The sequence below is a fragment of the Streptomyces sp. NPDC088730 genome (genome assembly GCF_044751215.1).
Taxonomy (GTDB): Bacteria; Actinomycetota; Actinomycetes; order Streptomycetales; family Streptomycetaceae; genus Streptomyces.
In genome coordinates, this window is sequence record NZ_JBIVLK010000030.1 from 1 (window position 1) to 12,981 (window position 12,981).

Consider the following 12,981-nt stretch of genomic DNA (forward strand, 5'->3'; position numbering starts at 1 on the left):
CCACCGCGTCGAAGCCCACACCGACCTCCTCTTCACCAAACGCCACCTCTTCGACCGCTCGAACATCGAACTCGACTTCGGCGGCCACCACATCCGCACCACAGGCATCGAGAAGAACACCCACGACAACCCCTTCGGCGCCGTCCTCTCCTTCCGCGGCACCATCACCGACACCACCGTCAAACACACACTGAGCGCGGCGATGCCGGATCTCTCGGACCTCTTCGAGGTCGGTGACGCGTCGAAGTTCGCGGTCGGCCAGTGGTGGGCCGTGGAGATCAACGCCCTGGCGGGCACGTACGAGAAGGAGATCCAGCGGCTCGTCCAGGTCACCGGTGTCGTCGACGCCACGCACATCCGCGTCAACTACCAGATCGGCTGGGACCTGGCCGCCGGACGCACTCTGAGCTGGACCCGGATCGAACCCGTCGACCGCGCCCACGTGCGCAACATGGTCTTCGAGGGCTGGGGCGAGGACGAGATGACCGGTTCGCACCCGGTCGCCTACGAGTACGCGGTGCGCTGCGACGTCTCCGGGATCGAGGCCGTCGGCACGTTCTGGCCGGTGGTGATGCGCCGCTGGTGCACGTACTACCGGACCGAGCAGTGCTCGCTGACCAACCCGAAGTCCGTCACCTACGGCGGCGCGGGATACCTCACCCAGCAGATCTACTGCCTGTACGGGCACGTGGAGGACTGCCACACCTCCAACGCCCGCCATCTCAACGACTTCACGGCCTCGGCCTACTGCTACGTGACCAACTGCCACGGCGACGGCGACGACGAGGGCCCGTTCGTCACGCACGGCCAGTTCGAGCACGACCTCACGTACACCGGCAACTCGGGGCTGATGACCTTCGCCAACTCGGGCGCTGCCTGGGGCGGCCGGGCCAAGCGGATCACCGTGCGCCGGCACGCCTGCTCCTGGTTCGTCGCCCGCGTCAAGATCACCGATCTGACCCTTGAGGACGTCCTGGTCATCGGCAAGAAGTCCCTGGACGGCTCCGGGATGCTCTGGGTCAACGCGGACGGCGTGCAGATGCGGGGCTGTACGGCGACGGGCCCGCTGATCGTCTCCCGGGCCTCCGACCTGTCCGCCCGCCCCAACGTGATCGCGGACTCCTCCTTCTCCTTCGCGGCGGGCGCCGAGATCACCCAGGCCAACGTCACCGCCCCGCTCACCCTCCAGCGCACCACCCTGAAGGGCGTCGACGGCGCGGTGTTCAACGGCACCGGGCCGCTCGTCCTCGACCAGTGCACGCTGACCGGATCCAAGGACACCGCCCCGGTCTCGCTCGCCCACGCCGACGTCACCGTGCTCGGCGGCGAACTGCGCGACACCGGGCTCAAGCTGACCTCGGCCAAGGACCAGCGCCTCCGCGTCGACGGCACGCGGCTCTCCGGCACCAACAAGGACGGCGCCCTGCTCGCCCGTACCGGCTCCGGACGCACCGTCGACTGGCAGCTCGGCGGGCTCGACTCGTCCGCGTCCGGGAACACCGCCCATGTGCTGCTCACCGAGGGGCCCAACCGCTACCGGGCCACCGGCTCCACCTTCACCGGCGGCCGGCTCGAACTGCGGCCCGCCGCGTTCGGCGGCTCCAGCCATCTGCTGCACACCGGCTGCGTCGAGGACGGCACCGAGCGCACCGCGCTCCCGGACGAGGGCGACCGCGTCGCCCACACCGCGGCCACGCTGCGCTTCTGACCATCTGGGCCCCCGCGCCCATCGAGCACCAGGGATTCCCCGTGTCCACCCATACCCCGATCACCGGCCGGCCCGTACGCGTCGCACTCGTCGGCGCCGGCAACCGCGGTCTGACGTACGCCGAGTGGATCAAGGCGCACCCGGAGCGCGCCGAGCTCGTCGCCGTCGCGGATCCGCGCCCCGCGGCACGGGCGGCGGCGGGCGCGCCCGCCGAGTTCGACGACTGGCGGCCGCTCGTGGAGAACCGCATCGCGGACGCCGTCATCGTCGCCACCCAGGACCGCTTCCATGTGGAGCCGGTGCTGGCCTTGGCCGGGGCCGGTTACGCGATCCTCGCGGAGAAGCCGCTCGCCCCGTCGGAGGAGGAGACCCGGCGGATCGTCGAGGGGGTGGAGCGGGCCGGGGTGCTGTTCGCGGTCTGCCACGTCATGCGGTACACCCCGTACACCGACCTGGTGAAGGAGGTCGTGGACTCCGGGGTGCTCGGTCAGCTCGTCTCGCTCGACCATCTGGAGCCGGTCGGCTGGTGGCACTACGCGCACAGCTACGTACGCGGTCCGTGGCGCAGCGAGAAGGACTCCTCCCCGATGCTGCTGGCCAAGTCCTGCCACGACCTGGACTGGATCACGTACATCATGGGCGGCCGGATCGAACAGGTCACCGGCTTCGGCGGGCTGAAGCACTTCCGGCCGGAGAACGCCCCGGCCGGCTCCGCGGAGCGCTGCCTCGACTGCGCGGTCGAGGCGGACTGCCCGTACAGCGCGCCGAAGCTGTACCTGCCGACGCTGCGCGAGAAGGGCGCGGTCTGGCCGGTCACCCATGTCACGGAGGCGACCGACGAGGCCGGTCTGCTGAAGGCCCTGCGCGAGGGCCCGTACGGGGTCTGCGCGTACCGGAGCGACAACGACGTGGTGGACCACCAGGTCCTCGCCATGCAGTTGACGGACGGGGTGACCGCGACTTTCCAGATGGTCGCGTTCACCGAGCAGACCCACCGCCAGACCCGGATCTTCGGCTCGCACGGCTGGCTCATCGGAGACGGTGAGCGGGTCACGGTGCAGGACTTCCGGACCGGCGAGTCCACCGTCCACGAACTCGGCGCCTCCGGTTCGAACGCGGCCGACGGGCACGGCGGCGGGGACGCCGCACTCGTCGAGGCGTTCGTCACCGCCGTCGCCACCGGCGACTCCGGGGCCGTCCGCTCCGGTCCCGCCACCTCGCTCGGCAGCCACCTCGCGGCGTTCGCCGCCGAACGCGCCCGGCACACCGGCACCGTCCAGACGGTCCCGGCGCAGTGACTTCCCCTCTTCCCGCCCTCAGGTTCCCGGAGGACCAGCTCATGTCCCGTCTCCCCACCCGCCGCTCCAGAGTCCGCGCCCTCGCCGCGCCCGTCCTCGCCACCGCGCTCGCCGCCGGTGTGCTGGCCGGCTGTTCCGGCAGCGGCGACGACGGCAACACCGTGACCATGTGGACCTACCCGGTCATCTTCGACGAGGCCAAGAACAAGGCGTACTGGGACGGCCTGGTCAAGGCGTTCGAGAAGAAGCACGAAGGCGTCGAGGTGAAGGTGGAGACCTTCCCCTGGGCCAACCGTGACACCGCCCTGGCCACCGCGATCGCCTCCGGCAAGGGCCCCGACGCGGTCTACCTGATCCCGGACCAGCTGCCGAAGTACACCAAGAGCATCATCCCGGCCGGGGACTACATGCCGGCCTCCGCCAAGTCGGACTACACGGACTTCGCGCTGAAGTCCGTCACCGTGGACGGCAAGCCGCTCGCCACCCCGATCCTGACCAGCGCCAACCCGCTGATCTGCGACAAGCGGGTGTTCGACGCGATCGGTGAGAAGAGCTACCCGTCGAGCTGGGCCGATCTTCAGGCGCTGGCCCCGAAGCTGAAGAAGAAGGGCTACTACGCCACCAGCTACAGCGGTGACACCCAGCAGACCCTGAACATGACCTTCTACCCGCTGCTCTGGCAGGCCGGCGGCGACGTCTTCTCCGAGGACGGCAAGAACGTCACGTTCAACGACACGGCCGGCGTCAAGGCGCTGACGTACCTGAAGAAGCTGGTCGACGGCGGCTACACCGACAAGGACCTGGTCACGACCACGCCCAAGCTGGAGCAGACCCCGACCGCCAAGGGGAAGGTCGCCTGCACCTGGCAGAACACCCCCGCGGACGTCGAGCCGTTCTGGGGCAAGGAGAACATCGTCGTCCAGCCGCCGCTGAAGGACACCGCGTCGGTGGGATACGGCACCGTGGGCGCGCTGGCGATGCTGAAGGGCGCCGACAAGAAGAACACCGGCGACTGGCTGAACTTCGTCGCCGAGTCGAAGAACTCGGCCGGGCTGCAGAAGGCCGCCGGCTACTTCCCGGCCCGCGAGTCCGGCGGCGACCTCTACCCGGACGACAAGCTCCAGACGGCCGTCGGCGCCACGCTGCCGAGCATGGACGTGGGCCCGCTCCAGGACAAGGCGCGTGAGGTCCAGGGTGTGCTCGCCCCGGAGATCCAGGCCGCGCTGCTCGGCAAGAAGAGCCCGCAGGACGCGCTGGACACCGCGCAGAAGGCCGCGCAGGCGATGCTCGGCCGCTGACCATCGCGGGGCCGTGGTCCGGCCGCACCCGGACCACGGCCCCGCGACCCCTGGGGCACTCCCCCAACCCCCCGCAATTCCCCCGTACCGCAAGGAGATCCCCGTGGCAGTCGTCGCGGAACCCACCCGCCGGGGCCGTCGCAGCGGGCCGCAGGCGCGCCGCGAGGCCCGGATCGGCCTGCTCTTCGTCCTCCCGTGCTTCCTGCTGTTCCTCGCCTTCCGGTTCGGTCCGGGCGTCGCCGGTGTGCTGATGAGCTTCACCGACTACTCCCTCACCGGCGGCGGCAGCTTCATCGGGCTCGACAACTTCACCCGCCTGTGGGCCGATCCGCTGTTCTGGCAGGCCCTGAAGGTCACGGTGCTGTACACCGTGATCGCCGTACCGGGCACGCTCGCCGCCTCGGTGTGCCTGGCGCTGATCACCCGCCGCGCGTTCCGCGGCGCCAAGTTCTTCCGTTCGGTGTTCTTCCTGCCGGTCGTCACCTCACTCGTGCTGGCCGCCACCGTCTTCGTCTGGATCTTCTCGACCGGCGGCCCGTGGTCCACCCTGATGGGCTGGTTCGGACTGTCCGAGGGCTCCTGGCTCTCCGACGACGTGCTGGTGCTGCCCGCGCTCGCGATCGTCGGCATCTGGTCCCGTTTCGGCTACGGGATGCTCATCCTGCTCGCCCGGATGCAGGACATCCCGCGCGAGCTGGAGGAGGCCGCGCTCACCGACGGGGCGGGGCCCTGGCAGCGGTTCCGGTACATCGTGCTGCCGCAGCTCAAGCCCGCCCTGTTCTTCCTCGCCGTGATCGAGACGACGGCCTCGTTCCAGGTGTTCGACGCCGTCTACACCATGACGGGCGGCGGACCCGCCAACGCCAGTTACACGCTCGTCTTCCAGCTCTACGACGCGGGCTTCAAGTACTTCGACCTGGGTTACGCCTCCGCCATCGGGGTCGCGCTCTTCGTGCTGACCGTGGTCGTCGCGGTGATCCAGCGGCTCGTGATCGGGAAGGACCAGTGACCATGACAACCGCACCCGGGAAAACGAAGGCGCCGCCCGTCCGCAAGGCGGCCCCGATCCCCTCCGACCGGGCCGCGCGCCGGGCCGAACGCAGGCTGCGCAAGCTCTCCGAGCAGGACACCGTCCCGTACGGCATGCGCCCCACCAGGGCCGGCCGGATCGCGCGCGGCGCGCTGCTGACGGTGGCCGCGCTCGTCACGGTCTTCCCGTTCTACGCGATGGTCGTGCTCTCGCTGAAGCCGTCCGCGGCGGTCGACTTCCCCGGCAGTCTGCTGCCCTGGCCGCTGACCGGCGAGGCGTACGACACCGTCATGGGCGCCCAGGACGTGCCGCGCTGGCTGCTGAACACGCTGATGTACTCGGTCGTCTCGGTCGTCGGCGTGCTGCTGCTCGCCTCGCTCGCCGGATACGCGTTCGCCAAGAAGCGCTTCCCGGGCCGGGAGGCCATGTTCTGGTCGTTCCTGTCGATGGTGATGGTCCCGTACCACGTCACGATGATCCCGACGTTCGCGATGATCGCGAAGCTCGGCGGCGTCGACACGTACTGGGGACTGATCGTGCCGACCCTGGCCAACGCCCAGGCGGTGTTCCTGATGCGGCAGTTCATCCAGGGGCTGCCCGACGAACTCTTCGAGGCGGCCCGGCTCGACGGGTGCAGCGAGTGGCAGATCTTCTACCGGATCGTGCTGCCGCTACTGAAGCCGATCCTCGCCACGCTCGGTGTCTTCGTCTTCCTGTGGCACTGGAACGACTTCCTGTGGCCGCTGGTCATCGGCCAGTCCACCGACATGCGCACCCTGACCGTCGGCATCGCCTCGCTCCAGCAGCAGAACGTGCCGCTCAACGTGGTGCTGTCCGGCTCCGTCATCGCGTTCGTGCCCATCTTCGCCGCGTACATGGTGGGCCAGCGCTACTTCACCGAGGGCGTCACCGCGTCCGGAATCAAGGGATAGCCAGGTATGTTCACCGATGAGGCCGCACTCGAAGAGCGGCTCGCCACCCCCTCCCCCGCGCTCGTCGCCGACCTCGGCCGCCTCGAAGGCGATCTGCTGGTCCTCGGAGCGGGCGGCAAGATGGGTCCCAGCCTGTGCCGGCTGGCCCGCCGGGCACTGGACGCCGCGGGCCGCACGGACGTGACCGTGTACGCGGTCTCCCGCTGGTCGGACAAGGCAGCCGCGGACGAGCTGGAGGCCGCCGGGGTCCGCACGGTCGCCTTCGACCTGATGGACCCGGCCGCCGATCTGACCCGGCTCCCCGACGCCGGGAACGTCGTCTTCATGGTCGGCGCCAAGTTCGGCTCCGCCGGGGCGCCCTCGCTCGCCTGGGCGGTGAACGCCGCGATGCCCGACCGGGTGGCCCGCCGCTGGTCCGGTGCGCGCATCGCCGCGTTCTCCACCGGCAACGTATACCCGCTGGTGCCGGTCTCCTCCGGCGGCTGCACCGAGAGCGACCAGGTCGGCCCGGTCGGCGAGTACGCCATGTCGTGCCTCGGCCGGGAGCGGATCTTCGGCCATGCCGCGCTGACGCTCGGCACCAGGGTCGCCAACATCCGGCTCAACTACGCGGTCGACCTGCGCTACGGCGTCCTCGCCGACATCGCGTACCGGGTCCAGGCCGGCGAGCCCGTCGACGTGACGACCGGTCACGCCAACGTGGTCTGGCAGGGGTACGCCAACGAGGTCGCGCTGCGCTCGCTGCTGCACGCCACCGACGGTGAGGCCTTCACCCTCAACCTCACCGGCCCCGAGACCGCTTCGGTGCGCCGCATCGCTCAGTGGTTCGGCGAGGAGTTCGACCGTGAGCCGGTCCTCGCCGGGACCGAGGCGCCCACCGCGCTGCTCTCCGACGCGAGCCGCTGCCACGCCCTCTTCGGCTACCCGGACGTGGCGCTGCGCACCCTCGTCGAGTGGCAGGCCGACTGGCTGCGGCGCGGGCTCCCGCTGTCCGGCAAGCCCACCAAGTTCCAGGTACGTGACGGAAGGTTCTGATCCACTCCATGTCCGCTTCCCCCCGCCCGTCCACCCCAGCTTCCCCCCGCCCTTCCACCAAAGCTTCCCCCCGCCCGTCCACCCCCGCTCTGGAGCTGCTCGCCCGGGGTGCGGCGATACCCGCCCACCCGCTGGCGCTGCACGCGGACGGCACGTTCGACGAGCGCCGCCAGCGCGCGCTGACCCGCTACTACCTGGCGTCCGGAGCGGGCGGCGCCGCCGTCGCCGTACACACCACGCAGTTCGAGATCCGCGAGCCCGGCGTCGGCCTCCTCCGGCCCGTCCTGGAGCTCGCCGCCGAGACGATCGACGCCGAGGCCGGCCGCCCCTTCGTCAAGGTGGCCGGCGCCTGCGGCTACACCGCGCAGGCCGTCTCGGAGGCCACCACCGCCGCCGAGCTCGGCTACGACGCGGTGCTGCTCTCCCCGGCCGTGCCCGGCGCGGACGAGAAGGGGCTGCTGGAGCGGGCGCGGGCGGTCGGCGAGGTGCTGCCGGTGATCGGGTTCTACCTCCAGGAGGCGGTCGGCGGACGGTACTTGTCGCCCGGCTTCTGGTCCGCGTTCACCGACCTGCCGAACACCGCCGCCGTCAAGATCGCCCCCTTCGACCGCTACCGCACCGCCGACGTCGTACGGGCGGTGTCCGCGGCGGACCGGGCCGGCGAGGTGGCGCTGTACACCGGCAACGACGACGACATCATCGGTGACCTGCTCACCCCGTACGGCACGGCGGACGGCCCCCGGCGCTGGTTCGCGGGCGGACTGCTCGGCCAGTGGGCGGTGTGGACGAGCTCCGCGGTCACCCTCCTCGAAGACGTCCGGCTGGCCCGCGCCGGGGACCACGACGCGATGGTCCGCTGCCTGGCCCGCCGCACCGAGCTGACCGACGCCAACAGCGCGGTCTTCGACGTACGCAACGCGTTCCGCGGCTGCATCGCCGGAGTGCACGAAGTGCTGCGCCGTCAGGGCCTGTTGGCGAACATCCGCTGCCTGGACCCGGCCGAGACGCTCTCCCCCGGACAGGCCGAGGAGATCACCCGGGTGGCCTCGGCCTACCCTTGGCTGACCGATGACGCCTTCGTTGCGGAGCACCTCGATGCCTGGCTCTCCTGAAACCGACGACCGCTCCTCCCGGGTGGTCGTCGCCGTACCCCCGCACCTGCGCGACCAGTTCTTCACCGCGGAGGTGTGGCAGGAGCTGGAGCGGGCCGCCGCGCTGACCGTCCTGGACGACCACAGCGACCGGGAGGCGCTCAAGGCGGCGCTGCCCGGCGCCCGCGCGCTGATCCTGTCCTGGCGGGCGCCCAAGGTGGACGCCGGACTCCTCGCCCACGCGGACCGGCTGGAGCTGGTGGCGCACACCGGCTCCGCGGTCGCGCCCTATGTCACCGAGGACGTGTTCCGACGGGGCATCCTGGTCACCCAGGCCGGCGACGAGATGGCCCGCCCGGTCGCCGAGGTGGCCCTCGCCTTCACCCTCTCGCTGCTCCACCGCATCCAGCGCTTCGACCACGCCCTGCGCGGCGGGCAGGACTGGGCGGCGGCGAGCACGGCACCACCGCGCCACGAGATCCACGGCAGCGACATCGGGGTGATCGGCGCCTCCCGCACCGGCCGGGCCTACATCCGGATGGTGCGGGCGATGGGCGCACGGGTCAGCGTCACGGACCCGTTCCTCTCCGAGGGCGACGCGGAGGCGCTCGGCGTGAAGTCCGTGCCGCTGGAGACGCTGCTCTCCCGCAGCCGGATCGTGGCCGTGCACGCACCGGTCACCGAGGAGACCCACCGGATGATCGGCGCCGAGCAGCTCGCGCTGATGCCGGACGGGGCGGGCCTGGTGAACACCGCCCGCTCGTGGCTGATCGACGAGGACGCGCTGCTGGCCGAGCTGACTACCGGCCGGCTGGACGCGGCGATCGACGTCTACGACGCCGAGCCGCTGCCCGTCGGCCACCCCTTCCGCGCCCTGCCGAACGTGCTGCTCACCCCGCACCAGGCGGCCGGCAGCGTGGAGTGCCGCCAGCGGCTGGGCACCAGCGCCGTCAACGAGGTGCTGCGGCTGCTCGCCGGGCGCCCGCCGGTCCACGCCGTCACCGCGGAGGCGCTCGTCCGGCTGCGCTGACCGCCACCCGTACCGAAACCCGTACCCGTACCTGTCAGGAGATCCACCCGTCATGCGACTGATGCGCATAGGCGAGCCGGGCCACGAACGCCCGGTCGTCGTCTGCCCCGAGGGACGCCACTACGACCTGTCGGGCATCACCGACGACATCGACGGCGCGTTCCTCGCCGCGCTGGCCGACAACCCGCACCTGATCCCCGCCGAGCCGAAGCTCCCGGAGACCGACGTCACCGGGCAGCGCATCGGCGCCCCGGTGGCCCGGCCCTCCGCCCTCCTGTGCATCGGTCAGAACTACGCGGCCCACGCGGCGGAATCCGGTGCCGAGCCACCCGAGCAGCCGATCCTGTTCTACAAGTCCCCGAACACCGTCGTCGGCCCCTACGACGACGTGCTCATCCCGCGCGGCTCGAAGAAGACCGACTGGGAGGTGGAGCTGGCCGTCGTCATCGGCCGCCGCGCCTCCTACCTGGACTCCCCCGCCGACGCGGCCGCGCACATCGCGGGCTACGCGGTCAGCAACGACGTCTCGGAGCGCGCCTTCCAGCTGGAGGAGTCGGGCGGCCAGTGGTCCAAGGGCAAGAGCTGCGCCACGTTCAACCCGCTGGGCCCGGTCCTGGTGACGGCCGACGAGGTCGGTGACCCGCAGCGGCTCCGGCTGACCAGCCACGTCAACGGGGAGCCCCGGCAGGACTCCTCCACCGCGGACATGATCTTCAGCGTGGCGCACCTGGTGCACCACCTGTCGCAGTACCTGGTGCTGGAGCCCGGAGACATCATCAACACCGGTACGCCGCAGGGCGTGGCGCTGTCCGGCCGCTTCCCCTACCTGGGCCCGGACGATGTGATGGAGGTCGAGATCTCCGGCCTGGGCCGGCAGCGCAGCGTCTGCCGGCCCGCGTAACCGGCTTCAGTCCTCCGGGAGTTCGACCGGCGCGAGCTCGTCGAACAGGTCGCCGGGGCCGGGGTTGGCCGCGTCGGTCGCGCCGCCGAACTGGGTCATCACGCCCCAGACGGCGTTCAGCGCGGTCTGCACGGCCCCCTCGGCCCAGCCGGCCGTCCAGGAGATGTCGTCGCCCGCCAGGAACAGGCCCCGCTTGTCGGCGGGCAGCCGGTCCTGCATGAAGTGGGTGAACAGCCGCCGCTGGTAGCGGTAGTGGCCGGGCAGGTTGGCCTTGAACGCGCCCATGAAGTAGGGCTCGTTCTCCCAGGACACCGTCACCGGGTTGCCGGTGATGTGCTTCCTGATGTCGACGCCCGGGTAGATCTCGCCGAGCGACTTCAGCATGACGTCCATCCGCTCGGTCGCGGAGAGCGGCAGCCACTTCAGGCTGTCGTCGCACCAGGTGTACGAGAGGCAGATGCTGGCGGGCCTGTCCGGGCCGTCGTCGAGCAGGTACGTGCCCCGCGTCATCCGGTCGGTCAGTGTCATCGACATGGTGTCGCGACCGGTGGTCTCGTCCTTGTCCAGCCAGAACGGCCGGTCGACGGGGACGAACAGCTTGGACGACTCCATGTAGTGGGTGCGCTCCATCGCCGTCCAGTGGTCGATCGGGAAGAGCGCGTCGTCGCAGGCGATCTTGGAGAGCAGCAGCCAGGACTGCCCGGTGAAGACGGCCGCCCGGAAGGTGCGGATGTCGCCGGAGGCGTCGGTGACGGTGATCCGGTTCCCCGCGGTGCGGTTGAGCCGGGTCACCGCGGGGCGCGGTCCGCCGTCGTGCAGCGAGGCCAGCGAGGTGCCGAGCGGCCAGTGGATGATCTTCTGCGGTTCGCGTTCCCAGAGGCGCAGCGGAAGCTGCTGGCTGCCGCCCACGATGGAGCGGTGGTGGTCGTCCGCCTCGGTGTAGACGACGCGCAGGATCTCCAGGATGGAGTTGGGGAAGTCGGTGTCCCAGCCGCCGGTGCCGAAGCCGACCTGGCCGAAGATCTCGCGGTGCCGGAATGACTTGAAGGCCTCGGAGTCGCAGAGGAAGCCGTAGAAGGTCTGGTTGTCGAGCTTCTCGACGAGCCGGGCCCAGATCTCCCGGATGCGCGGCACGTCGCGCTCGCGCATCGCCCGGTTCATGTCGGAGAAGTCGGCGCCCTCCTCCAGGCAGCTGTTCCAGGCGTCCATCACGTCCCGGTAGATCTGCGGGAGGTCGTCGATCGTGCGGGCGTAGTGCGAGGCGCCCTTCAGGTCGACGACGGTCGAGGGGGTGACCGGGGAGAGCGGGTTGGGGAACGGCTTCGTCTCCAGGCCGACCAGGTCGATGTAGTGCTGGAGCGCGGTCGAGGACGGCGGGAAGCGCATGGCGCCCATCTCGGCGGTGAGCGGCTCCCCGTCCACCGTGCAGCCGTCGAACTCGACCGTGCGCAGCCGGCCGCCGATCCGGTCGGCCTCGTACAGGACGGGCCGCAGCCCCATCTTCATCAGCTCATAGGCGGTGATGATCCCGGAGAGGCCGCCGCCGATGACGGCCACCTCCGCGCCGTGCTCGGTCGCCGGTATCTGGCCGAGCCCGGCGGGGTGTGCGAGGTAGTCGTCGTACGCGTACGGGAAGTCCGGCCCGAACATGGTGATCGGCGGGGCCGCCTCGGTGTGCGGGACGGCGGTGGGCACCGTGGACGTCATGGGGTACGGACTCCTTGCGGGAAAAGGTGTGGGTGGCGGAGCGGCGGGCTCAGAGGCTGTCGGCCGGCCTCCGGCCGGAGGTCACCCGGCAGCCTCTCGGACGAGGGAGCCGTACAGGCCGGGGCGGCGGTCGCGCAGATACGGGTTGGCGGCCCTGGAGGCGGTCAGCAGGGCCGGGTCCACGTCCGCGAGTACGAGTTCCCCGCCGCGTCCGGCCCGGGTGCGGACCGTGCCGTCGGGACCGGCCAGGCAGCTCAGCCCGACGAACTCGAACTCGCCTTCCGGGCCGGTCCGGTTGACGTAGGCGATGTACAGCTGGTTCTCGAAGGCGCGGACGGGGACGAGGGACTCGGCGACGAACTGGAAGGGGTGCATCTGCGCGGTCGGCACCAGCAGCAGATCGGTGCCGGCCAGGGCGTGCGCCCGGACGTTCTCCGGGAACTCGACGTCGTAGCAGATCATGAGCCCGACGCGGACGCCGTCCAGCTCCGCCTGGACGACCGGCTGCTCACCGGGGGTGAACCAGCGCTGCTCGAAGCCGCCGAAGAGGTGGGTCTTGCGGTAGTTCGCGAGCGGGGTGCCGTCCGGGCCGATGAGCTGGGCGGCGTTGTACAGGGTGTCGCCGTCCCGCTCCGGGTAGCCGTAGTGGACGGCGATCCGGTGCCGCGCGGCGATCCGGGCGACGGCCTGCGCGGCGGGCCCGTCGGCGGCCTCGGCCAGCCGGGGCACGTCGTCCCCGATGGCGTACCCGGTCAGGAACATCTCGGGGCAGACGAGCAGCCGGGCCCCGTCGGCGGCGGCGCGCCGCGCGGCGTCGTCGAGCACCTCGGTGTTCCGGGCCACCGAGCCCGGGGTTCCGGAGCTCTGGAGCAGGGCGGTGCGCAACGGCGGCATGGCTGACCTCGGGCGGTGCGGGCGGGGCGGGGACGTATTGACGGTACGGTCCGCACT

Annotated in this window: 11 protein-coding genes; 9 read left to right on the top strand and 2 right to left on the bottom strand. The window is 71.0% G+C overall.

Features of this window, described 5'->3' with window-relative positions; all coding sequences use genetic code 11:
- The 9 genes from ACIP89_RS37330 to ACIP89_RS37370 form a co-directional block, all read left to right on the top strand.
- A partial coding sequence (locus ACIP89_RS37330) for a peptidase C14 (protein ID WP_402118930.1) occupies positions 1-1,708 on the top strand: 1,708 nt, incomplete at its 5' end.
- A gap of 41 nt (positions 1,709-1,749) precedes the next feature.
- A complete protein-coding gene (locus ACIP89_RS37335; protein WP_402118932.1) occupies positions 1,750-3,006 on the top strand; it encodes a Gfo/Idh/MocA family protein in 1,257 nt (418 codons plus the stop codon).
- Positions 3,007-3,047: 41 nt separating this feature from the next.
- Positions 3,048-4,304: an ABC transporter substrate-binding protein gene (locus ACIP89_RS37340; RefSeq protein ID WP_402118935.1), complete on the top strand. Its 1,257-nt coding sequence runs from the start codon at positions 3,048-3,050 to the stop codon at positions 4,302-4,304.
- 103 nt (positions 4,305-4,407) lie between these two features.
- Positions 4,408-5,313, top strand: a complete 906-nt coding sequence (locus ACIP89_RS37345; protein ID WP_073739466.1) for a carbohydrate ABC transporter permease — start codon at positions 4,408-4,410, stop codon at positions 5,311-5,313.
- 2 nt (positions 5,314-5,315) lie between these two features.
- On the top strand, positions 5,316-6,266 hold the full coding sequence (locus ACIP89_RS37350) for a carbohydrate ABC transporter permease (protein ID WP_401930247.1): 951 nt from the start codon (positions 5,316-5,318) through the stop codon (positions 6,264-6,266).
- A 6-nt stretch (positions 6,267-6,272) separates the two neighbouring features.
- Positions 6,273-7,301 carry an NAD-dependent epimerase/dehydratase family protein gene (locus tag ACIP89_RS37355; protein WP_402118936.1) on the top strand — a complete coding sequence of 343 codons (1,029 nt, stop codon included), beginning with the start codon at positions 6,273-6,275 and terminating at the stop codon, positions 7,299-7,301.
- Between the two features lie 8 nt (positions 7,302-7,309).
- The gene (locus tag ACIP89_RS37360; protein WP_402118938.1) at positions 7,310-8,413 is read left to right on the top strand and encodes a dihydrodipicolinate synthase family protein; all 1,104 of its coding nucleotides are present in this window, start codon (positions 7,310-7,312) and stop codon (positions 8,411-8,413) included.
- On the top strand, positions 8,397-9,422 hold the full coding sequence (locus tag ACIP89_RS37365) for a hydroxyacid dehydrogenase (RefSeq protein WP_401930399.1): 1,026 nt from the start codon (positions 8,397-8,399) through the stop codon (positions 9,420-9,422). The genes ACIP89_RS37360 and ACIP89_RS37365 overlap by 17 nt, the downstream gene beginning before the upstream one ends.
- A 52-nt stretch (positions 9,423-9,474) precedes the next feature.
- Positions 9,475-10,323 carry a fumarylacetoacetate hydrolase family protein gene (locus tag ACIP89_RS37370; RefSeq protein ID WP_371774255.1) on the top strand — a complete coding sequence of 283 codons (849 nt, stop codon included), beginning with the start codon at positions 9,475-9,477 and terminating at the stop codon, positions 10,321-10,323.
- 6 nt (positions 10,324-10,329) lie between these two features.
- Here ACIP89_RS37370 and ACIP89_RS37375 read toward each other — a convergent pair whose 3' ends face one another.
- Both ACIP89_RS37375 and ACIP89_RS37380 read right to left on the bottom strand, forming a co-directional pair.
- Complete coding sequence (locus ACIP89_RS37375) at positions 10,330-12,030, bottom strand: flavin monoamine oxidase family protein (protein WP_402118940.1); 1,701 nt, start codon at positions 12,028-12,030, stop codon at positions 10,330-10,332.
- 81 nt (positions 12,031-12,111) lie between these two features.
- Positions 12,112-12,924 (bottom strand): carbon-nitrogen hydrolase family protein, encoded by an 813-nt coding sequence (locus ACIP89_RS37380; RefSeq protein ID WP_402118942.1) that lies wholly within the window; start codon positions 12,922-12,924, stop codon positions 12,112-12,114.
- Between the last annotated feature and the right edge of the window lie 57 nt (positions 12,925-12,981).